Source organism: Phocaeicola sp., assembly GCF_048170425.1.
In the GTDB taxonomy this organism is placed as follows: domain Bacteria; phylum Bacteroidota; class Bacteroidia; order Bacteroidales; family Bacteroidaceae; genus Phocaeicola.
The window spans coordinates 1-21,583 of sequence record NZ_DBEXBB010000014.1; the positions used below are offsets into that span (position 1 = coordinate 1).

Below are 21,583 nucleotides of genomic sequence, written 5' to 3' on the forward strand. Positions count from 1 at the left end.
AGGTGAGACCGAGGAATACGGCATCAGCAGTTTCGTGTACTATCGCCGTCCTGCCTTCGACATCCACAAGTTCGACCGCTTTGTGATGACGAAATGGCCTCGCAACGTGATTCGTGCCAAGGGAGTATGCTACTTCGCCCACAACCGCGACATGTCGTTCCTGTTCGAACAGGCCGGACGACAAAAACAGATTTCAGAAGCCGGGCTCTGGTATGCCACCCAACCGGAAGAAGAAATCGTAGAACTGATGAAGCGCGAACCCGGCCTGCTGAGAGACTGGGACGAGCACTATGGCGACCGCATGCAGAAGATTGTCTTCATCGGCCAGCACCTTGACAAGGAACAGCTCATCAAAGACCTGGATGCCTGTCTGGAATAATCCCGACAGCCATAAAATAACGATGCCTTCCCGAGTCTACCCATTCCGTGACTCAGGAAGGCATCATGCTTTTACCTAACTAAGGCCCGAAAGCCCTATTCCACTTCTGTGATATACTCCTTCACCACATCATCGGCCGATTGCAAGTTTGTCTGCCGTAGTACCACCTGCCCCACCTTTTTATTCTCCGGTAAACTGATGCCCGAAAGATTTACATCGCTTACCCTGTCGAACACAAAAGCCGGACGGAAATCATCTTCCTGCAAACGCAACTTGACATTATGCATCTGGATACCTTTCACATGGCGCACATAGAATCCCCATGAAGGCAATTCCTCGAACATGGTAAATTCCGGGTATCCTTTTTCATTTTCCGGCACATCTTTCAAACGACTCAACGACATATAGGCCATTCCGCGCGTAGCACGTCCCGGACACACAATCTCTATATTCTCCAGTTTCACGTTTTCAATATCATGCCCCGGAATGCCTGAGATGGAACTCGGGAACGGATTATGAAAGAACGTCACCGCCGGTCCGCGCAAGTCATAGTTGATGTCCGGACGACCGAAAGGCACTTCCACATACACATCCTTTATTGTCACATTCCGCAAATACCCCGGTTGCTCACCCGAACGGTGACCCAGACGGATAAAAATGGCATTTCCTGTGTTGACCGCATGCACGTTAGACACCCGCACGTTTTCAATCTCCGCCCCGTCGACCGACTCAATGGCTATGGCCGAACGGAAAGTATCTTTAACCCGAATATTGTCAATCGTCACATTCTTGAATCCACCCAACGATTCCGTACCAAACTTAATGGCACTGGCACTGCTGATGATGTGGCAGTTGGAGATACATACCTTGTCGTTCCATGCTCCCCGGTTATGCGACTTCAGGCAAATGCCATCATCTGCCGAGTTAATAAAGCAGTTAGAAATACGCACATCCTTACAATCGCTAATGTCAATCCCGTCATTGTTCCAGTACGCCCTGTTTTCCACATGCAGGCTATCAATCGTCAGATCGGCACACAGAGAAAAAGAAAGCCCCCATGCCGCACCGCTCCGGAAATTCGTTTTCCGAAGCTCCACCTTCCGGCAACTACGCATAAAAAGCAACTTTGGTCGTGTGTTCGGCCGCTTGCGATACGTATTATAGTGCTTGTCCACCAGTTCTCCCGTATGATGCAGGCTGTCAATCGTCAGCGCCAGTTCCCTGCCCTGTCCGTCTATACATCCTTCTCCCGTGATGCCGATATTTTCCGCACCCTCCGCATAAATCAAGGCCTGGTCAAAATGGTCATCATTGACTTTCAGTTCCTTTTCGGTACTGAAACCCGGATAGTCATAAGGGCTCGTACTTCCTAACAGCACTGCATCCTTTTCCAAATAAAGTGTCACATTCGATTTCAGTTGCAGGCTGCCGGTCAAGTAACGTCCGGCAGGGAAGTACAACTGCCCTCCCCCTTTTGCATGAAGCGCATCAATGGCCGATTGCAAAGACTTCGTATTCAATGTTTTTCCGTCACCGACGGCCCCCTGCTGAAGCACGTTGTAATCTGTGGCAGCTATCGTAGCTGCGCATAAAAACAAGCTACATAGAATGAAGATAAATTGTTTTTTCATGGTATTATCAATTTCTATTTACTGTTTTTCAACTCCAAACATCGTCTCGAGCAGTGCCCGTCCTGCCGAGGTTTTGAAAATCTTTTCTCTCACCTTGCGAATGGCATCGGCCGGCAGATTATCTTCATAAATGTTGACCAGGAAATCAGCTTCCACCAAAATCTGATAGTCTATCCCTGTAATAGAGTCATACGTATGATGATGTCCTACCAGCCAGCATATCCGTTCTATTTGTGCTTCAGAAAATGTCCCCATATCCGTCAGCAGTTTCCGGGCTTCGTCCGGACCTTCCAGTTCCTGATGCTTTCCATCGCAGACTCCGTATTTCTGCTCACAAATCCGGATACCAATGTCATGCACAATGGCTGCCGCCTCCAAAATCAGTTGAGTAGCCTCATCCACATGCACTGCCAAACCAATCATACGGGCAAAATAATGTACTTTTATCAAATGTTGTATACGCTTCGGATCGCCCGCATTATAGGCAACCATTCTGCCTGCCAGTTCATGAAGCTGCCGTTCCGCAGCCTCGATAAATTCAGTTGTTTTCATATTATTCTCGTATTGTTACACATTTATTCTTGTACTTCATAATAAGGATATACAGGACCGAATCCTCTTCCAAACTTAAAGCGGGCTCCTAACTCAATGGACTGCTGAATAAACCTTTCCGCTTCAGCAACAGCAAACTCAATCCCATAACCTTTACTTAAAAAAGTCGCTATTGCAGAAGCAAAACTATCTCCAGTTCCATTTACATTTCGGGTTCGAATTCCTTCCTTCTTGTAAACCTTCATCATCTTTTCCACCGGATTATAATAATAATCGATAAAGAAATCACGGTTCTCCACCGACTTTATAACTACACTATTTCCCCAACGGCTCAAATCCTTCAAACATTCCTCTATATTATCCTCATTCAACTCCTTTCCACACAACCACTCAGCCTCTTTCTTATTCGGTGTTAGGATAGAAGCACGAGGGAATAGGTAATCTTTATAAGCTTGCACCGCATCTTCTTCCAGCAATTTATCACCCGAAAAAGTAACCATGACCGGATCAACGACAACTGGAATCGAGCTATATTCATCTAATATGCCTGCAACAAGCCGAATGATATTTTTAGAATACAACATACCGGTTTTTATGCAATCTGCCCCTACATCTTCAAGGAAAGAACGGATTTGTCCTGCAACCATATCTGCCGGTATCAAGTGTACTCCTTTTACATGAGTTGTGTCCTCATCTACAATACATGTCACTGCTCCTGCTGCATACCCTCCACAAGCCACGATGGCTTTCATATCGGCCTGAATTCCCGCTGTCCCTAAAGGTTCACTACCCGCAACAACGAAAACTTTATAAAGCTTATCTGCTATTTTCATAATATCCATCCAGCACTTTCTTCAAACTCCCTACAAATATATCCACTTCTTTCTTTGAAAGTACCAGCGGAGGAAGTATTCTTAATGTATACAGCCCGGAATAGCCGGTAAAAATCTGTTCCTCAAACAGCAGGGGTTCGCGTACCTCTTTCACCGGCACGGTCAGTTCCACCCCCACCATCAGTCCACGTCCCCGGATTTCTTTTATAAGCGGAGAGTGAAGTTCCTGCAACCGCTGCATCAAATACGCTCCCGTATGAAGAGCATTCTCTATCAGTTTCTCCTCGCGGATAATTTTCAGCACAGCCAGAGCTGCGGCGCATCCCAAATGATTGCCACCGAACGTCGTACCGAGCATTCCTTTTCGGGCGGCAAACATCGGACTAATCAAGACTCCCGAAAAAGGAAATCCGTTAGCTATACCCTTGGCCACAGTGATAAGGTCCGGCTTGATGCCAGCCCACTGGTGAGCAAAGAACTTCCCCGTACGACCATAGCCCGACTGTATTTCATCAAGAATCAATACCACTCCATAACGTATCGTCAGTTTCCTCAATTGCCGCAGAAAGTCCTCATCGGGGACCTGGATTCCCCCTACTCCTGAAATTCCTTCTAGAATTACGGCACACACATCTCCCTTGGCCAACTCCGTTTCCACCTCCTTTATATCCAAGTCTGCAAAATACACGTTATGATTCGTATTAATCGGTGCATGAAGGGCAGGATTGTCCGTCACTTCCACAGCCGCCGACGTACGCCCATGAAAAGAGTTTCTGAAAGCCACTACCCGCTTTTTCCCCGTATGAAACGAAGTCAGTTTCAGGGCATTTTCGTTGGCCTCTGCTCCCGAGTTGACAAAGAACGCCCGATAATCAGGATACCCCGACAACTCACCCAGCTCATAAGCCAGTCTTTCCTGCAACTTATTCACTACCGAGTTCGAATAAAACATCAGCTGCTGCAGTTGCTCACTCATGCACTTCACCAGATACGGATGCGAATGCCCCACCGAAATCACGGCATGTCCGCCATACAAATCAAGATAGGCCTGCCCCTTCTCGTCATATACCTCACAACCTTTTCCCCTTACGATATTCACGGGAAAAACTGAATACACATCAAACAGTTCCATCATCTTTTACATTTTACGATATAGCCTGCGGCAAGGTCATTCCATCCTGCCGTATTTCATTTCATCTCCATTCTTGTCATATTGCTTACGCTTGCCGGTGGGAGGGCTTAATAAAGTAATCCGTACCACCTCCGTACGATGAAGGCTTCTCTGCACCGCCTCATCAAACGCATCCATGTGCTTGGGCAGGAAACGCTGACTGATGACCCGAAGCGCCTCAATTTTCTCTTCCGTATCCGTCACCCGTTCCGCCCTGCCAAAAGCGATGGCCGAACGATATTGAAGTGTAAACGTGCCGTCCTTCGGTCCCACAGTAGGCTGGCACTTCGTGACCGCCGAAAGACACACTTCCGGATGTACGGCAATGGCATCCAGCTTATCCCCTTCAGGAGCACAATGAAAATACCACACGTCCTCACTTGTACAAGCCAGTGAAAGCGGCACCCCGTATGCACTTCCGTCGGCCCGGGTAAAGCTGACCGTGATATAAGGGGCCTTGCGCATAACCTCCAAAGCCCACTGACTATCCATTTCTCTACTTGCTTTTCTCATCTGTAATTCTTTATTCAGATTTTTCCTTCTATTTCACAAAAATACGGCTTGCCAGACAATCTGCATGTAAGATTTATGACAAGGGGATTAATTAACACTCCCACAAAAACAGATTAATCCTGCCTTTCTATTGAAAGTAATAAACAAAAAACATATTTTTGCAAAAGAAAATGCAGAAAGACAGATAATGAAAAGCATACCATTCAACGATTATTACAAGGAAAAACTTTTTTCTATTCCACTCTTTAAGGAACTGCCGGATTACCTGAAAAGTGAGATTCTAAAAAGACTTGATTTCCGTCTTCAGGAAATCAACGGGAATACGGTTATCCTGGAGCAAGGAGATATATGCTGTAATCTGTATGTATTGCTTGAAGGAACCTTGGAGGTGAACATCATCGATGCCAACGGCAATGAAGTCTTAATCGAACACATTGAGTCGCCCAGGGCTTTCGCCACCCCTCACCTGTTCAAGAAAGACAACCGTTTCCCCGCCACATTCCGTACGCTGGAAAAATCTGTCCTCCTGACTGCCACCAAGGACTCCACCTTCCATCTTATCAGCAAATATCCGGATATGCTGAAAAGTTTTCTCTGCGTATCAGGCAACTGCAACGTGTGTACCACCATGCGACTGGACGTGCTGTCACGAAAAACCATTCGCGAAAGAATCCTGGTCTATTTACTGAAACGGCTGGATAAAGACACTTCTACCGTGAAACTGACGCATACCCTTACGCAACTGGCCGAATACATTAACGTGACACGTCCGGCCTTGTCTACCGAATTCAATAAGATGGAAAAAGAAGGCATCCTCAAAAGGAAAGAAGGCAATTACATCGAACTGAACCGAAAAGCCATAAAAGGGATTATATAAAGAACAAGGACTGCTCCTTCAATGTGGAACAGTCCTTGTTCTTTTATTGTGCACGTAACTATTATTTTTTGAAAAGAGTCGGATTAACGTTCAAAGACACCCATCCCCAGTCTTGCCAGCTTTTGTGATTTCCTCCTTTCACGACATCCATTGTCGAAGTTCCTCTCATCAGCGAGTAACCCACCGAAAGGCTGACATCTTTCATGATTTTCCAGTCCAGCTGATAATCCAGTTCAGACCCTAAGGTACGGTTCAGGCTCTCCAGCTTCACACCTGTGGCGAAATAATGATAATTCAGTCCCATCGATACTGAAGAAGATACCTTATAACCTACTCCTATCTGCGTGTCAGAAAGTCCCGGTGCATAGCCGTTCACAAAATCGGACGCATAAAAATAATCCATTGCTCCGTAAAATTTATGATGAGTGCCATACAGCGGATTAAAAGCCCGGTAAGTGCCATCGGACTTCTTACTACCACTCAGGTAATCAGTTCCCACATTGACCGTCCAACTGTCATTGATAGAATACGAAGCCCGCACACTTCCCATGAAAGCAGAAACCTTGCGTGCGGATACATTCTTTCCTGTCTGATAATAGAAAGACCCTGACAGATTCCATGAGGCCGGGGTGAATTGTACGTACATGCCCACCGTCTGCATATATTGAGTATCCGACTTTCGGGTTTCGGCATCACCTCCTTCCTGACCCAGATTCATGGCCAGCACAGAAAGTTTCACAGGTGCAGATGCGAAATCATAATGATACCACAAGGTCTGCATATTTTTATATAGTTTGGTCTTGCTGCTGTCATAATATGTTCCGCCTATCAGGGTCTCGTCATTCTGGTTGAAAGCAAAGATACCATCCAGCTGATGCCCTCCGTGTCTGTAGCCTATTTTCAGGGCATCATGATAGCGCCCTGCCACGTTCCAGTCCAGTCCTCCCAAGATGCGCTCATCATCATACACCAGCGACTGCCTTCCCAGCTGCATGAACCACGAGTCATTCAGATGGAATGCAGCCCAAGCCTCGTTCAATATAAAACGCCCGTTTTTGTCAACCAGCGCATCCTGCCCCCACACACCGACATGCTGTGCCGAGAACTTCAACGACAACTTCTTGCGTTCATATCCCAACGTCAGTCGGGCACGTTCATTGATAAACCCCGCAGGTTTATCGCCCTCACCGCGGGGAGACAGCGCGCCATTCCGGTATTCTCCTCTTGTACGAATCTGGGCTGAGGCCCAAAAATGACTTTCTTCATTCTCCTGAGCATGGACCAAGGACACCTGCCCAAGAAGCAAAGCCACCGCCCATGCAGACAAAATTCTTTTTCTCATACTCTCAGCGTTTTTATCAGTTCATATTATAGGTGTGAATACTGCTCCCTTGTGCGGAGGGCAGGTAATTAATGCCCCACCAGCACATCTGTAAAAAAACAAAAGAAATCAGCAGGACCGACAATGACAACCGGCGCTTCTGCTGTAACCCCATTCGCATGTGAATGTAAGTAAGATACGAAAACCAGGTCACAGCCGCCCAAGTTTCCTTGGGGTCCCACGCCCAGTAATGTCCCCAGGCTTCCTTCGCCCATAAGGCACCGGTAAGCATTCCCAGTGTCATAAACGACAGTCCGACATATACAAGGTTATCACACAAGGCCATTTCCTTCTCGTCGCACCGGTTCTTTCTGACCCAGAGCAGGTAAATGGCCATCACGGCAGAAGCTCCCAGCATGGCATAGGCAAACATATAAATAATGACATGAGGGGCAAACCAGGGACTCTGCAAGGCAGGCATGAGCGCTTTATTGTGTATCTCTGGCTTCAGAATATTCACACAGATAAAAACAACCGACAGCAATGTGCCAAATCCTAATATCCATTTATATTTCCACCTTATGTAAGTAATCAGTCCGGCAAAAGGCAGAAAGAACGAATACCACAAACGGGTTTCTCCCATCGTACGCAGAGGAGGACGCTCCAGTGAATGCCACAACAAGCCGATAAATGTACCAAACACCACAAGCCCTAACACCGTACACGCACATGCGCGCAGACGACTCCCCTTAAAGGCACTCCATGCACCAGCTATCCAGCACAGCACAGCCACCAGGGCAAAATAACTAAACCAGTCCCAATTCAGCATATTCTTCTCAACACTTATTATTCTTCTGGGCCGTTACGAACATGCATACAGCCCCCAACATCATCATTACAATTCCCACATAAACTACCGGAAGCCATGGGTCTGACACCAGTTCAAACACACTGACATCACTCCAGCGGCCTTTGCTCTCATCGTAGCTTAACTGATAGATTTTCCAGCCTTCCACTTTTGCCGGCTTATTGACTTCAATTGTCTGCTCAAGCTTTTTTCCTGTCTTTGTATAAATTGTCACCTCAGACGAGAAGCGCCGTGGCTCTCTGTCGGGCATCATCAGGCTGCAGACACTATCAAGCCGGAGCGCCTGATACGGGAACAGAAAACTTCCGCAGCTTACCCAGCCGTCTGCCATCTGCTTCCCATCAGCAGAAGTAGCCCTGACATGGACGGCACACGTAGCTCCCATGCTCGGCCATTCCACGTACCTCACCGTATCTTCTCCTGACACGGAGGCAGCCATATCTATCTTGTTACGTACCTCAATATTCCATCCGGGCAACACACCCTGACTGACACCCTCTTCCAAAAGCAGATGGGCAGGTGCGTTGTCTGGCAAAGCTCTTCCGGTAGCATTGTCTATCAGCATCAGCTTGGGAGGATATTCTTCTATACTGAAATTCTTGAGTTCGATGGCCAGTGGTAACTCGGTTAACTGCCCGTTCGTGTCCGTAGCACGCCATTCAGCCTGACCCACACGTGTATTCATCGTCAACCGTTTCATATCGGCACTACCCAGTGTGGCAGATACCAACGCCACGAATAACCCAAAATGATTCAGCAGAAACGGTATCTTCTGAAACCGGAATGAAAACAGGTGCTTGAGCGACACCAGTCCTACGATGGACGTCATCCAAAAATACTCCAACACGAAAGGCCACCATGAAATCATGCGGTTAAACATGGAAATACCCTCGGCAGGTACATGTCCCGGGACCTGCTTAATCATACCCATACAGAATGTAAGGACCGACACAGCTGCCAGCGAAGGAATCGCCGCTTTGTACGACATGGCCCAGCGCACGAAATAAAGCTTTTTCCGCAAAAAATACAATGCCACCAGCCACACCAGGTAAGCCACTGCCACACACAAATTCAATGGCCAGGAAAAGCTGTTCCAGTCTACTCCACCCGTCATCAAATGAAGAATAAGACCTATGACGAGCAATCCCGCACAGGTCATTATTCCTTCTTTTATCCCCCAAGTATTTTTCCACATAACACTTAAATGATACGTTCCTTCAGTTTTGCTTCTTTCAACCAGTTCGGAACCGTTTCATTCAAGAAACGTTCTTTAGCAGCTTTTTCAGCCGGGATGTCCAGACCTATGAACTCCTGCGCTTTCTCTTTGGTAGAAATATCCGGCATCGGCACACTCTCCGTGTAACCGTGCTTAGCCAGAATACGGACAAGAGAAAGACGGGCCTGCAGTGCTCTGTCCAGTCCATGCGACAGGATTCGCTGAATTTCCTGAGGTGCATGGAAAGCAGCTCCATGAGAAGCTACTCCAAAATCCCAGCGCCACTGAGCTTCACGCAGCAGTTTCAATACCGGTTGCATTTCATTCTCTGTCGCTCCCTTATCCCAGGCGAATTTAGCTTCGATATGTGCCGAAGCCAGTTCTTTTTCCAGACGGGTTCTGATTTCATTGGCCTTACGCTGACGTTCATACACGTTATTGCGCAATGTTTCTTCACTTTCACGATGACACACCTGACACGTACGGTCTATCATGGCAAGCGGACTCTGGATGTGATGGTCACTGAATTTCATTCCTCCCTCACTCTTATACGGCATGTGACAATCGGCACACGATACTCCTCTCTGTCCGTGAATGCCCATCTGCGAAATTTCATAGTCAGGATGCTGTGCCTTGAGAATCGGTGTACGACTCAAAGCATGCGTATAGTCAGAAAAGCCGGCTTCATCGTAATATTGCTCGATGGCCTCTACCGTCATGCCCTTGTCCCATGGGAAAGTGAGGTACTTGCCGTCTCCTTTAAAGTAATATTCCACATGACACTGTGCACACACCAGCGAGCGCATCTCCTGAGGAGTGGCTTTTGTGATGTCTTTTCCCTGACGGGCAAAAGCTTCAATCAGGGCCGGACGGCTGATATGCAAATCCATTGTTTCTGAATCATGACAATCTGAACAGCCTATCGGATTCACAATCTCATCGCCGAAAGCAGCCCACTTGTTATTGTAAAATGAATCTACCCCTATCTCCTGCATCATGCGCGGCACATCAGGACTCTTGCAGGTCCAGCAAGTAGAGGGCTGAGGGCCGTCTTTTTCACCCTGAGGTGCTCCTGTTCGCAACGTGGCACGAATGTCTTCAATGGCATGCATGTGGCCACGAGGAGTGGCATAGTCTTTTGAAAAGGCATAGCCTGCCCAAAGAATCACCATCTCCGGCCGCTGTGCCAGCACATCCACCTGCACATTTCCGTTGAATTCACTTTCAAAATCTGTGCGGGCAGTTTCAGTCCAAGTCTGATATTCTCTCGGGAAATCTCCCTGAAATTTCTCGTTTTGAGCCACAATCCCTTTCATCGGATTCTTCCGGTTATTAAATATGCTTGCCACTTCGGCCCTGCGTTCTGACAACGCAGACACGGCAAGTCCTAAACAAAACACGACGGCCATTGATGCACCAAACAACAGCCATCCCTGCCAAGATTTAAAATTATGAATCATACTATACGAGTTTTAAATTATTCTTTCATCTTTCTCAACCATTCTGGAACTGGTGAATCCGGCAGTGGCACAATGGCCGCCGGTGTGGACGACAGACTGTTCTTTCCTCCATGGGGCACATCGCGGTGGCAATCCCAGCAGGCTTTTCCCTTCCCCACCTCCGACATCATATAGTCTATGCGGCCGGTCTTTGCCAGTTCCGTATTCAACTGTTCATGACAGCGGATACAATTATTCATGATGACCTGTGAACTGGCCGGATGTGCCTGAATGACCTGAGGCTCCGAACTGGTCAGAAAAGCAGCCACGTGCTTCACACCGTCCATCCCCTTAAACGTCCACTTCTTCACAAAATTCTCATGTGGCACATGGCAGTCGTTACACGTCGCATTCCGCGAATGAGAGCTGTGCATCCAAGTGGCATAATAAGGTGACATAATGTGGCAATTCACACAAGCCGAAGGCTCGTCAGTGAGATACGTATGTGCTCTCAAGAGGTAAAGGAAGTACAGTCCACCGCCTGCCACCACTCCTGCAATGAGAGCCGTTATCATTTTTTGTCGTTTGGATAGCATCATATATAATATACTTTTTTGCAAAAAAAAGACATTATTTCAAATTCAGGTGTAATAAATATGACACCCAGCCCAATTTTGCAGACATATAACATGCGATTCCTACCCAAAAATCACAAAGAATTTGATGACAACTCTGAAACCTCCCTATAAAATTAAAGCCGACCCATAAGATTATACCTTACAGGTCGGCCACCATCATTTATAAAACATGCACGCCACTACTTATATTTTCTCGGCAATACACTTTACCACACCAGGACCTTCATAGATGAAAGCGGAATACACCTGTACGAGGTGAGCTCCCGCATTCCGCATTGCCTTTGCCTCAAACGGTGTCATCACACCTCTTGCACCAATCAGCAACATATCCTTGGGAGCATGTGCCGACAAATACTTCATCACCTCCAAAGACTTGTGAATGACCGGAAGTCCGCTGATGCCTCCGGCTCCTACCCGTTCCACTTCAGTCTGTGCGGAATGAATCAGAAGCGAACGATCCTGTGTAAGTCCCGTAGCAATGAAACCGTCAATGTGATGCACCTTTGCAAATTCAATCACCGCATCCAGTTTCTCCACCGGCACATCGGCAGGCAACTTCAGGAAGACCGGTCTGTGAAAACGCTGTTTGTAGCTCTCGAGTGCAGTCAGCACATCAGTCAGAATCTCAGGCGTCATACTGCCCCAGTTTATCGTATAATAATCCGCATAGGCACTGAAAGTCTCGTACAAATCTGTAATATCTGTCACGGCCCGCTCCGCATCGGTCGGAGCATTGGTATTGATATTTACTCCCAAAATGTATTTTCCGTCCCGTTTCCGTTGCAGATTTTTCAGGACAACCTCTTTTCCGGGATTATTGAAGCCCGTACGTGAAACCAGCGCATGATCCTCCGGCAAACGGAAAATTCGGGGGAAAGGATTTCCTGCTACCTTTTCCGGAGTAACGGTTCCCACTTCCAGAAAACCAAAACCCAAATCACTCAGCTCGTCAAAGCAATTCGCCTCTTTGTCGAATCCGGCCGACAGTCCCACCCGATTGGCAAAAGTCAGGTTCCGCCATTGAAACGGAGTTGCCTTCGGACGATAAAATGCACGTAGAAGACATTTCACCGGTGGAAAATGACGATAAACATGAAGTAAAGCAACTATCTGACCGTGAATTTTCTCGGCATCCATACGGAACAACCAGGGACGAAGAATAGATTTGTACATAATCATAATGTTTTTAGTTTTGTGACACAAAAGTACGACATCTACCTGGTTTTTTGTCATAAAAAAAAGTTATCCCCTATTACCTGAAAAAACGTAAGTACGTTTGAATCGAAACGCAAGTGCGTTCAAGACAAAACGCAAGTGCGTTTTACTTCAAACGTACTTGCGTTTTATCTGAAATGTCCTTGCGTTTTAGTTCAAACGCAAAGGCGTTTTCTATTCAAATTTTAATCTGTTAAAAATCAATCATTTATAAAATCCGCAAATTTACATATTTCCCATCGTATTGACAACCTCCACCCGGCTTAGCGTATGGTTTACCCGCTCCACATGAATCTGGGTGGCAATGCGCTCACGCAGGGCTTCCACGTGACTGATGATGCCTACCTTCTTGCCTCCTATCTGGTGCAACTTCTCAAGTGCTTCCATCACCGTATTCAGGTAGTCACTGTCCAGCGTGCCGAAACCTTCGTCGATAAACAGCACATCCACCGAAAGACTTTTCCGGTTGAGTGAAGACAATCCCAATGCCAAGGCCAGTGACACCAGGAAGCTCTCTCCACCTGAAATGGTGGATGTGGGACGTTTCACCCCGCCCTGGTATTCATCGCGCAACAGAATGGTAAGTCCACCCGGCGGACACTCCATACGGTAACGGTCAGTCAGCCGGCTCAGGTAATGATTGGCACCGGCCAGCAACTGGCGAAGCACGTAGCTTTGGGCAATGTTACGGAACTTCTTGCCGTCGGCACTGCCGAACAAGGCAGCCACTCCCGCCCAGTTGTCCACTTCCTTTTGCTTCACTTCTATCTGTTCCTTCACTTTCCGGATACGTTGCAGACACTCTTCGTGATGTGCCAGCATCTGTGCGATGGCTCCCAAACGAGCCAACTTCCCGGTCTGCTGTTCTTCCAGTCGGGAAATTGTTTCCTCTACGACTGCCAGCGTCATCCCTTCGGTTTCCGACGGACGCTGTGCCCGATGCTGCGCCAATTCCCGACCGACCCGTTCCATTTCTGCCCGCCGGCTCGTCAGGTCGTTGTCCAGCTTCTGCAAGGTACGGCGTGCCATATTCACTTTTTCAACTTCCAGTCCGGCCAGTTTCTCCAAATACTCACGGGAAATCTCAGGATGACCGACAAGAAAAGCTTCCACCCCGGCGCTTTTTTCCTCCCTCAACTTTTGCGATGTCTTTATGGAATGGCAGACAGAAAGCACGGAAGTGTTCAGCGCGTTCCATTGTCCCGGAAGTCCTTCCGGACACGGCCCGTCGGGTATCGTCTTTGCCGTCGCCTGCCCCCAGTCCGGAAGTTCCGACAAGATGGACTGACGGACGGACTGCACCTGCTCCACCTGAGAAGCCAGCGACTCAACCTTGTGCGAGAGTTGCTCTCTCCTCGTCTGCTGTTCCACATACCGATTGGTTTCTTTCTTCAAAGCGGTAATAAAGTTCTCCCGATCGGTCTTCCAAGCTTCTTGCCAAGGCGTAAAGACAATCAAGGTCTCTCCTTTCTCCACACACTGGGAGATGGTCAGAGCCTCACGCGAAAGCGCCTCTTCCAGCATACGCAACTCGGTTTCCAAACGGGACACGGCTTTATCGGCTTCCTCTACCTTCCGGTGCCATTGCTCGCAGGCAGTGGTCAGTTCCTCCCGTTCCTTCGTCAGACGGTTCAAACGTTGCTGTCCTTCCTCGGCCTGTTTCCACAGCGCTTCCAGCCGGTCGCATACTTCCTGCTGCGCCGACAAGGCTTGCTCTACCTGAGATACGACCTCATCCGCTTCTTTCACCGTGGCATAAAGCGGCATATCTGTCACGGTCTTCTCCGCCAGAGAATAAGTTTCTTTTGCAATAGTCTCCTTCTTCGCCTCCATTTCTTCCAGTCGCATCAGGGAGCGAACCTCCGCTTCCGCCCGTGCCAGTGCGGTCAAGACTTCCTCCGCCCGACGTGCCTTTTCTTCCAGCAACGCACGGACCGGTTCCAGCAACGACACAAAATGAGCCTCGCTCTTCAAGTCATCACCTACCTCCTTGCCACAAACCGGACACACATCGCCTTTTGACAGACGTGCGCGGGCTTCGCGTGCCCAGTCCTCGCACGACATCCGCTGCTTGTCGTACACCTGCTGCACTTCTTCCTTTTCCTTACGACAGACCTCAGCCTGCGCTTTCAGTTGCGCTACCGTCTGTTGCTGCTGCCGGCAATCGTCCTGCAAGGTTTTCCGGTTCTTCTGCACATCCAGCCAGGCCTGTTCCTTTTCTGCACGGACAGAAAGTGCCTCCCGCAATTTCTGCCATCCGTCCAGTCGGGCGTCTGCTTCCTGCTTCTTCTGCCGAAGTTCCTCCACTTGCAAATCCTCTAACTGCATGCGGCACGCTGCCACCTCCTGCTGTTTTTCTTCCGCTACCTTTCGGGCCTGTTCATACGATGCCGTAGCTCCCTGGCGGACTTCCAGCGTTTTCTGATGGATTGCGGCCTTGTGTGCCTTTTCTTTACGGTAATCTTCCGACTGCTGAAGCGCGCGCTGAATCTGGTCGGACAAAGCCGAAAGCGATTGCAACGATTCGTACACCGGCACCTTTTCCTGCACACTGGAAAGATACGTCTCGCACGCCGCCCACTGTTCCCGGCACTGCACCTGCATACGCTCCAGTTGACCCAGACCGACACTCAACGAACGGTACTTCTCTTTCAGTTGTTCCAATTCTTCTTCCGACGTACGGATGCGCTGCTGCAAGGCCACCTGTTCCGTCCACTGGAAACGCACATCAGCCGTACGGTCCCAATCATCCAGCAACGACTTGTTACGCTTGTAGTCATCCGACTCTACCCGTTCCGTCAGTGCCTGAAGCGTCTTTCCTGTCTCCTCCAAATCATGTGCTAACTTCTGCTCGTCGGTCAACCATTTCCGAAGGTCCTGCTCCTGCTTCAACTGTGTGCGAAGCGTGACAGTCTCTTCTGTCACCTGGCGCTGTTCCGCCTGAAGCGCGGCCAGTTCCTCGTCAGTCAACAACACAATGCCGCCCGTCTGCGCCTTCAGTTCCTGCAGCTCCGCCTCCTTTTCGGTCTTCATCACGTAGATTTCCCGGCTGATGCGCGAGTAGATTTCCGTACCCGTAAGTTTTTCCAGGATATTCGATTTTTCCTCCTCCTTGCTTTTCAGGAACTTGGTAAACTCTCCCTGTGCCAGCAGCGTGGTCCGGCAGAACTGCTCAAAGGTGAGACCGATACGCCGCTCTATCTCCGTACGTGTTTCGGTCGACTTATTCGTGAGCGGAGTCCCGTCCTGCAAGGAAAGTGTCCAGACCACTTTCTGAATTTTCCCTCCAACCTTGTTGCGCGCCCTTGCCACGCTCCACACGGCCCGCAAGTCATCCCCTGCTGCATCCGTAAACCACAGCTCCACTTGTGCCGACACACTGTCACGCCGCATCAGCATGCGTGAATCGTCGATGCTCACCTCACCCGTACCGGAAAAGCTGTCGTTCTCGTCCAAGTAGCGTTCATTGGCTGCCTGCTTCAAGCGAGGAGTGGTGTTATAGAGTGCCAGACACACCGCATCCAGCAACGTCGACTTTCCGGCTCCCGTCGGTCCGCAAATCAGAAAGATGGAATCCTCGCCCAACGGTCCATGCTCAAAATCAATGCACGCCTTCTCGATGGAGGCTATATTTTCAATAATCAGTTTCTGTAATTTCATGTGCTATTCCTCCTCTTGACTTCGTACCCGTTTCACGGCTTCCTCCAGCATGTCGAGCATTTCCGGAGCGATGTCCCGCTGAAACTTGTCCTGATAATAGATGGCTGCTACCTGCGACGGAGAAAAAGTCTGCAAACGGTCTACATCCAGCTCTGTAATCTCCTTCTGCGTTTCCACTACTTCCCGTTCCCATTTGTAGCGGCAGAAACGGCACTGCTTGCCACGGGTCAGTTCGTAGGCCCGCTCCATGCAATAGGCCGGAGGTACGTCCTGAATACGGACGTGTAACTGCACATACATTTTTTCCTCATCGGGAATGGCCTGCAACACCTCCAATGCCTCTTCCAGCGACACGGCCCGCGAAGGCAGCACTTTTAAGGGCCACACATTCCGCACCGGCAAGGTACGCACTTCGGGCATAGCACCGTGTGCAGCCAGTTCTACCAGACTGACGGAATGCCCGTAACTCTCGTCGAAGCTGACCGGAAGCGGGGAACCGCAATAACGGGCCCGTCCGCCGGACAAGGTTTGCGGAAAATGAATGTGTCCTAAGGCCAGGTAATCATATCCTTCACCCATCAGACGGATATCCGTGTATTCCATGCCGCCGCGTCCGTCGTCCTGTCCGGTAATGTCACTTCCCGTCAAGGCCAGATGAGCCATCAGCACCACCGGAAGGTTTTCCTGGTTGCGTTCCTTCACAAGGTTCAGCAAGGTTTGAATAAAATGATGTTGCCGCTCCTCACGCGGAACTTCTTCATCGAGTGCCGGAAAGTTCTGCGGATACACATGAGGTAGGGCTATGACATAGCCTTTCAATTCGCCGCAGCTGTTCTTCACTTCCACGATATGACGTTCCAAGTCTATCTGACCGGCTTCATCTCTTCGGATAGAACCCACCACGGTGACTCCGGCATACTTCCACAGGTTCCGGTTGATTTCCAGCTTGGAACTGCTGTCATGATTGCCTGCCGTGATGATAATCTGCATGGAGGGACAGGTTTCATGAAACTCCACCAGCGCATCCGTATACAATCGCTGGGCGGCTGACGAAGGACTGCAATAATGAAACACGTCGCCCGACACGATCAACGCATCGGGCTGTTCTGCGGCGACCCAGTGGCGCAACTGCCGCAGAAAGTCTTGCTGTTCCTCGCTGCGGTCGTATTCAAACAGTTGCTGCCCCAGGTGCCAGTCACTGGTATGTAATATTTTCATCCGTTTTACAAGGTTTTAGGAGGATAAAGGGTGTTCCACCAGGTCGGGTCATCCTGCAACCATTTGGCAAACCAGGCAAAGATGGTGTTCTGCCACTGGATGCGCTTCTGATAGTCCTTGATGTGATGGTCTTGTCCGTCTACCACCACCAGTGCCGTTTCACGTCCCAGCAATTTCAGGGCCGTAAACATCTGGATACTTTCGCCCACCGGCACATTGGTGTCTACCGCTCCGTGCAGGAAGAGCAACGGAGTGTGTATCTTGTCGGCATTGAACAGCGGACTGTGATCGACAAAGAGTTCCGGATTCTTCCACGGGTAACTGTTGGCAGCCGATACTTCGCTGTAGGAATAACCCCAGTAGCCTTCGCCCCAGTAGCTGGTGTGGTCGCTGATACCGGCATGTGAGATGGCCGCCGCAAACAAATCGGTCTTTGTCTGGAGATACTGCGTCATGAAGCCACCATAAGAAGCACCGATGCAACCGATTTTCTGGCCGTTGACGAAGGAGTGGGTTTCCACAAACTTACGCGTTCCTTCGATGATGTCGTCGGCTACATAATCACCGAACGTATTCACATGGCGGGCAGAGAACTCCTGACCGAAACCGGTCGCACCACTCGGTTCCACCACATACACCACATAACCTAATGCGGCATACGCATGATGCGGGTAACGGCTGGCAAAATTACGGCTTGTGGGACTGCATCCGCCGTAGTAGTTGACAATCATCGGGTATTTCTTGTTCGGGTCAAAATGAGGCGGCAGGTAGTAGCGTCCGCAAATGGTGTCCCCACGGGAGTTGACAAAGTCCCACGCCTTGCATTCACCCAGCAGCACATCTTTCAATTCCCCGTTCAAGTCTTCTTCCAGTTTGGAATTATCCTTCTTTAGGTCGACCACATACAAGCGGTGAGAATTGGACGCACTTTCTCCGTAGAACGACAACGAAGAGGCTTTCTCGGCCACAGAGAATCCCAAAACCATTTCTTCGGGCACGTTCAACTTTTCAATGTGTTTTTTTGCCGGATTCAGACGGAACAAGGAAATGCAGTCACGGTCTTCTGCGGTGAAATACACACAGTTGTCTACAGCCGACCATACCGTTTGCATCACGTTCGGATTGAATGTCCGTGTCAGCGGCTCAATCTGCTTGCTCTGCAAGTCCATCAGGTAAAGCTGATTGTCAATCATGCTTGGCGTCTGTCCTTCCTTCACATTCTTGCCAATGCCGCCCAGACACTCCGGTGTACCGGCCAGCAATACCTGACGACCGTCGGGCGAGAACTGCGCATGGGTCAGGAAACCATCGTCTTTCACCAGTTCTTCCACCTGCAAGGTCTGCACATCCATCTTGTACACAGAAAACAAAGTAGTCGGGCGTTTTCCCATACGGTGGTTGGATGCCATTATCAGGACAAACCGTCCGTCGGAGGAAATGTCTGTGGCCCATACATTCTTGTAACCGAAGGTCAACGGTTGGCACACCCCTGTCTGCACATCAAAACGGGCCAGATACGTACGGTTACGCCATCCCGGCTGGCGGTCATCCGGGTCGATAAATTCATAAATTTCCTTCTTTTCTTCCGGCCCCTTCTGTACAAGAGTAAACAGCAGATAATCTTCCGTAGGTGCTACCTGGAAGTTACCCTCCGGGAGATGGCTCACCCATACTTCCTCGCGTCCGGATACAGGATCTACCGTCACCAGTTCCCGGCCGGATACTCCCTGACGTACATAGTAATATTTCACGGAACGCGGCATCCAGTGCAGGGTTTCTCCCCGGGTAGCGACTACTTTTCCTGTCTTCAATTCCTTTACCTTAGTCTGCGAAGTCGTTTCTCCACCTTCCTTTGTTATAGTGTACGACGTAATCAGGTATTTCCCGTCGGCTGAAAGTTCAGTACCCGTAAAGCGGGTTCCGTGCAACACATCGGCTAGTGTAAACAAACGGCCCTGCTCGGTACGCAAGGTAAACACTCCGTCCTGCTTGGCATCCAGAGTCACCTTCGGCACACTCTTTTCTCCCGGCATGGAAAGATACTTGATGACCACCTGATGCGTAGCCGGATTCAGCGATAACGAGGTATCCTCCACGCGCTTACCATCCACATACACCTGATAGTGCTCAGCCCCTTCCACCTTCAATGACACTTCTCCATAGTGTGTATTCTCCAGTACAAAGCCCATCAAGTGCAAGGCATAGCCTGACGACGGAGACAGCTGGCTTGCCTGCTTCACCTCTGCTCCTTCAAGCAAAGAAAATGATACCGGCGTCTTCAGCAGCGACTCCGCTTTCCATGACTTGGAATTAACATCCACACTGTCAACCTGATAAGGCTGCATCAGTTCATACGGTCCTGCGTATTTAAACGAAGTGACCTCTATATTCTCGGCATTCACCAACATAGTTCCGCATAAAGAACATGCTATAATAAGTTCCTTTTTCATCTCTTTTTTTACAGTTTATTGCCACAAACATAATCAAAAATCATCATTTTTTTGTTATGTTTGTAGAACAACTAACGAAACCGTTATGAAAAAAGAACTAAGTGTGTATGTACTTTCCTTGCTGATGCTGGCAGGATGCAGTTCGGTACCGCTCACCGGACGTAAACAGTTGTTACTGGTTTCAGATCAGGAAGTACTTTCTTCCAGTCTGACTCAGTATAAAGACTACATAAAAAGTGCCAAAAAATCAACCAATTCCACCCAGACAGCCATGGTGATACGAGTAGGAAAAAACATCGCCACAGCCACAGAACGATACCTGCGCAGCAACGGACTTTCGGCTGAAATCAAGGATTTCTCCTGGGAATTCAATCTGGTAAAGAGTGACGAAATCAACGCATTCTGTATGCCCGGCGGAAAAATTGTGGTGTACGAAGGCCTGATGAAACTCGTATCGTCGGACGATGAACTGGCCGTGGTACTGGGACATGAAGTAGCGCATGCAGTGGCCAAGCACAGCAACGAGCGTATCAGCCAGCAGATGCTTGCCCAATACGGAGCGCAACTTCTGGGAGAAAGTCTCTCACAAAAGAGCGAGATGGTACAAGCCATAGCCAGTACGGTGTACGGTGTGGGAGCGCAATACGGAGTAACCCTTCCTTTCTCACGCAAACACGAAACGGAAGCGGATTACATGGGACTGATTCTGATGACCATGGCGGGCTATAATCCTGACAAGGCAGTGACTTTCTGGCAGAAAATGTCGGCTAGTTCAGGCGGCAAGGTTCCCGAGTTCATGAGCACGCACCCTAGTGATGCACGCCGTATCAGTGATATCCAAAAAGAACTTCCAGCTATTAAAGCTAAATACCGCAAATAAAACTTTTATCAAGAAAACATCCATGAAGAAAGTCGCAATTTTACTTCTAATCGTGTCCCTACTGAGTAGCGGATGCGGAACTACGCAACCGGAACGTACCGGTGCCATTGTAGGTGGTGCTGCCATCGGAAATAGTTTGGGAGGTGCCATCGGCGGACTGGTGGGCGACTCCCGTCATGGCTGGAGAGGAAGCTACAGAGGTTCTGCCATTGGAAGCATTGTCGGCACACTGGCCGGAGCCGCCATTGGGGGTGCACTGACAGCTCCTAAATCGCGTGAAGAAGACAGAGCAAACTATCCCGTGGAACAGGTGTACGCCGAGCCGGACTATACACAGTCTGCACTCTCCTCTTTATACATCCGGAACATCCGTTTCATAGATAACGACCGCGATCATGTCATCAGCTCGGGAGAAAGCAGCAAAATCATCTTCGAAATCATGAACGAAGGAAATGAAATAGCCTATAACGTAATTCCCAGCGTGACAGAAATTAGCGGAATGAAACATCTGCATATCTCCCCTTCCATTCTGGTGGAGCAGATTCTGCCGGGAAACGGGGTGAAATATACGGCTACCGTCACTGCCGGAAAACGCATCAAAACGGGTACGGTTACTTTTCGGCTGGCTGTGACTGATACCCGTGGACAAATGTACGACCAAAAAGAATTTACCCTAAACACGGCACGTTGACGCGAGTCTGCATCGCTATTTCAAAGAAGAC

At 49.2% G+C, this 21,583-nt stretch carries 18 protein-coding genes; 4 read left to right on the forward strand and 14 right to left on the reverse strand.

What is annotated here, in order from left to right; translation table 11 throughout:
• Positions 1-379, forward strand: a 379-nt coding sequence (locus ACMJ0U_RS00490; protein ID WP_417127450.1) for a GTP-binding protein, incomplete at its 5' end; no start/stop codon positions are given.
• A gap of 95 nt (positions 380-474) precedes the next feature.
• Here ACMJ0U_RS00490 and ACMJ0U_RS00495 read toward each other — a convergent pair.
• Genes ACMJ0U_RS00495 through ACMJ0U_RS00515 form a run of 5 tightly spaced genes read right to left on the reverse strand, consistent with a single transcriptional unit; the run spans position 475 to position 5,079 of the window.
• Positions 475-2,010 carry a glycoside hydrolase family 28 protein gene (locus ACMJ0U_RS00495; RefSeq protein WP_417127452.1) on the reverse strand — a complete coding sequence of 512 codons (1,536 nt, stop codon included), beginning with the start codon at positions 2,008-2,010 and terminating at the stop codon, positions 475-477.
• A gap of 18 nt (positions 2,011-2,028) precedes the next feature.
• Positions 2,029-2,562: an HD domain-containing protein gene (locus ACMJ0U_RS00500; protein ID WP_417127453.1), complete on the reverse strand. Its 534-nt coding sequence runs from the start codon at positions 2,560-2,562 to the stop codon at positions 2,029-2,031.
• A gap of 23 nt (positions 2,563-2,585) precedes the next feature.
• Positions 2,586-3,404 (reverse strand): bifunctional hydroxymethylpyrimidine kinase/phosphomethylpyrimidine kinase, encoded by an 819-nt coding sequence (thiD, locus tag ACMJ0U_RS00505; RefSeq protein ID WP_417127455.1) that lies wholly within the window; start codon positions 3,402-3,404, stop codon positions 2,586-2,588.
• Complete coding sequence (locus ACMJ0U_RS00510) at positions 3,379-4,527, reverse strand: aspartate aminotransferase family protein (RefSeq protein ID WP_417127491.1); 1,149 nt, start codon at positions 4,525-4,527, stop codon at positions 3,379-3,381. The genes thiD and ACMJ0U_RS00510 overlap by 26 nt, the downstream gene beginning before the upstream one ends.
• A gap of 36 nt (positions 4,528-4,563) precedes the next feature.
• Positions 4,564-5,079, reverse strand: coding sequence for a pyridoxamine 5'-phosphate oxidase family protein (locus tag ACMJ0U_RS00515; RefSeq protein WP_249087609.1), 516 nt, complete (start codon positions 5,077-5,079; stop codon positions 4,564-4,566).
• A 187-nt stretch (positions 5,080-5,266) separates the two neighbouring features.
• On the opposite strand from ACMJ0U_RS00515, the gene ACMJ0U_RS00520 reads away from it, so the two are divergent.
• Positions 5,267-5,956, forward strand: a complete 690-nt coding sequence (locus tag ACMJ0U_RS00520; protein WP_304194375.1) for a Crp/Fnr family transcriptional regulator — start codon at positions 5,267-5,269, stop codon at positions 5,954-5,956.
• A 61-nt stretch (positions 5,957-6,017) separates the two neighbouring features.
• Here ACMJ0U_RS00520 and ACMJ0U_RS00525 read toward each other — a convergent pair whose 3' ends face one another.
• From ACMJ0U_RS00525 to ACMJ0U_RS00565, 9 genes are all read right to left on the reverse strand, one after another.
• The gene (locus ACMJ0U_RS00525) at positions 6,018-7,298 is read right to left on the reverse strand and encodes an alginate export family protein (RefSeq protein ID WP_417127456.1); all 1,281 of its coding nucleotides are present in this window, start codon (positions 7,296-7,298) and stop codon (positions 6,018-6,020) included.
• A gap of 16 nt (positions 7,299-7,314) precedes the next feature.
• Positions 7,315-8,103 carry a cytochrome c biogenesis protein gene (locus tag ACMJ0U_RS00530; protein WP_417127492.1) on the reverse strand — a complete coding sequence of 263 codons (789 nt, stop codon included), beginning with the start codon at positions 8,101-8,103 and terminating at the stop codon, positions 7,315-7,317.
• A 10-nt stretch (positions 8,104-8,113) separates the two neighbouring features.
• The gene (locus tag ACMJ0U_RS00535; protein WP_417127458.1) at positions 8,114-9,340 is read right to left on the reverse strand and encodes a cytochrome c biogenesis protein ResB; all 1,227 of its coding nucleotides are present in this window, start codon (positions 9,338-9,340) and stop codon (positions 8,114-8,116) included.
• Between the two features lie 5 nt (positions 9,341-9,345).
• The gene (nrfA, locus tag ACMJ0U_RS00540) at positions 9,346-10,821 is read right to left on the reverse strand and encodes an ammonia-forming cytochrome c nitrite reductase (protein ID WP_117672617.1); all 1,476 of its coding nucleotides are present in this window, start codon (positions 10,819-10,821) and stop codon (positions 9,346-9,348) included.
• Between the two features lie 17 nt (positions 10,822-10,838).
• Positions 10,839-11,399, reverse strand: coding sequence for a cytochrome c nitrite reductase small subunit (nrfH, locus tag ACMJ0U_RS00545; RefSeq protein WP_417127459.1), 561 nt, complete (start codon positions 11,397-11,399; stop codon positions 10,839-10,841).
• A 222-nt stretch (positions 11,400-11,621) separates the two neighbouring features.
• Entirely contained in the window at positions 11,622-12,611 is a 990-nt protein-coding gene (locus tag ACMJ0U_RS00550; protein WP_417127460.1) for a quinone-dependent dihydroorotate dehydrogenase, read from the reverse strand.
• A 267-nt stretch (positions 12,612-12,878) separates the two neighbouring features.
• Positions 12,879-16,313, reverse strand: a complete 3,435-nt coding sequence (locus tag ACMJ0U_RS00555; protein WP_417127461.1) for an SbcC/MukB-like Walker B domain-containing protein — start codon at positions 16,311-16,313, stop codon at positions 12,879-12,881.
• Positions 16,314-16,316: 3 nt separating this feature from the next.
• Positions 16,317-17,531: a metallophosphoesterase family protein gene (locus ACMJ0U_RS00560; protein WP_417127462.1), complete on the reverse strand. Its 1,215-nt coding sequence runs from the start codon at positions 17,529-17,531 to the stop codon at positions 16,317-16,319.
• Between the two features lie 5 nt (positions 17,532-17,536).
• Positions 17,537-19,981, reverse strand: a complete 2,445-nt coding sequence (locus ACMJ0U_RS00565) for a S9 family peptidase (protein WP_417127463.1) — start codon at positions 19,979-19,981, stop codon at positions 17,537-17,539.
• 85 nt (positions 19,982-20,066) lie between these two features.
• On the opposite strand from ACMJ0U_RS00565, the gene ACMJ0U_RS00570 reads away from it, so the two are divergent.
• Both ACMJ0U_RS00570 and ACMJ0U_RS00575 read left to right on the forward strand, forming a co-directional pair.
• Positions 20,067-20,861: a M48 family metallopeptidase gene (locus tag ACMJ0U_RS00570; protein ID WP_417127464.1), complete on the forward strand. Its 795-nt coding sequence runs from the start codon at positions 20,067-20,069 to the stop codon at positions 20,859-20,861.
• 22 nt (positions 20,862-20,883) lie between these two features.
• Entirely contained in the window at positions 20,884-21,552 is a 669-nt protein-coding gene (locus ACMJ0U_RS00575) for a glycine zipper family protein (RefSeq protein WP_417127465.1), read from the forward strand.
• The last annotated feature ends 31 nt before the right edge of the window (positions 21,553-21,583 follow it).

What these genes read in the sequence shown, in the direction of transcription:
- ACMJ0U_RS00495 (WP_417127452.1), bottom strand. Translation starts at nt 2,010, where the DNA reads ATGAAAAAACAATTTATCTTCATTCTATGTAGCTTGTTTTTATGCGCA.
- ACMJ0U_RS00500 (WP_417127453.1), bottom strand. Translation starts at nt 2,562, where the DNA reads ATGAAAACAACTGAATTTATCGAGGCTGCGGAACGGCAGCTTCATGAA.
- thiD (WP_417127455.1), bottom strand. Translation starts at nt 3,404, where the DNA reads ATGGATATTATGAAAATAGCAGATAAGCTTTATAAAGTTTTCGTTGTT.
- ACMJ0U_RS00510 (WP_417127491.1), bottom strand. Translation starts at nt 4,527, where the DNA reads ATGGAACTGTTTGATGTGTATTCAGTTTTTCCCGTGAATATCGTAAGG.
- ACMJ0U_RS00515 (WP_249087609.1), bottom strand. Translation starts at nt 5,079, where the DNA reads ATGAGAAAAGCAAGTAGAGAAATGGATAGTCAGTGGGCTTTGGAGGTT.
- ACMJ0U_RS00520 (WP_304194375.1), top strand. Translation starts at nt 5,267, where the DNA reads ATGAAAAGCATACCATTCAACGATTATTACAAGGAAAAACTTTTTTCT.
- ACMJ0U_RS00525 (WP_417127456.1), bottom strand. Translation starts at nt 7,298, where the DNA reads ATGAGAAAAAGAATTTTGTCTGCATGGGCGGTGGCTTTGCTTCTTGGG.
- ACMJ0U_RS00535 (WP_417127458.1), bottom strand. Translation starts at nt 9,340, where the DNA reads ATGTGGAAAAATACTTGGGGGATAAAAGAAGGAATAATGACCTGTGCG.
- nrfA (WP_117672617.1), bottom strand. Translation starts at nt 10,821, where the DNA reads ATGATTCATAATTTTAAATCTTGGCAGGGATGGCTGTTGTTTGGTGCA.
- nrfH (WP_417127459.1), bottom strand. Translation starts at nt 11,399, where the DNA reads ATGATGCTATCCAAACGACAAAAAATGATAACGGCTCTCATTGCAGGA.
- ACMJ0U_RS00550 (WP_417127460.1), bottom strand. Translation starts at nt 12,611, where the DNA reads ATGTACAAATCTATTCTTCGTCCCTGGTTGTTCCGTATGGATGCCGAG.
- ACMJ0U_RS00555 (WP_417127461.1), bottom strand. Translation starts at nt 16,313, where the DNA reads ATGAAATTACAGAAACTGATTATTGAAAATATAGCCTCCATCGAGAAG.
- ACMJ0U_RS00560 (WP_417127462.1), bottom strand. Translation starts at nt 17,531, where the DNA reads ATGAAAATATTACATACCAGTGACTGGCACCTGGGGCAGCAACTGTTT.
- ACMJ0U_RS00565 (WP_417127463.1), bottom strand. Translation starts at nt 19,981, where the DNA reads ATGAAAAAGGAACTTATTATAGCATGTTCTTTATGCGGAACTATGTTG.
- ACMJ0U_RS00570 (WP_417127464.1), top strand. Translation starts at nt 20,067, where the DNA reads ATGAAAAAAGAACTAAGTGTGTATGTACTTTCCTTGCTGATGCTGGCA.
- ACMJ0U_RS00575 (WP_417127465.1), top strand. Translation starts at nt 20,884, where the DNA reads ATGAAGAAAGTCGCAATTTTACTTCTAATCGTGTCCCTACTGAGTAGC.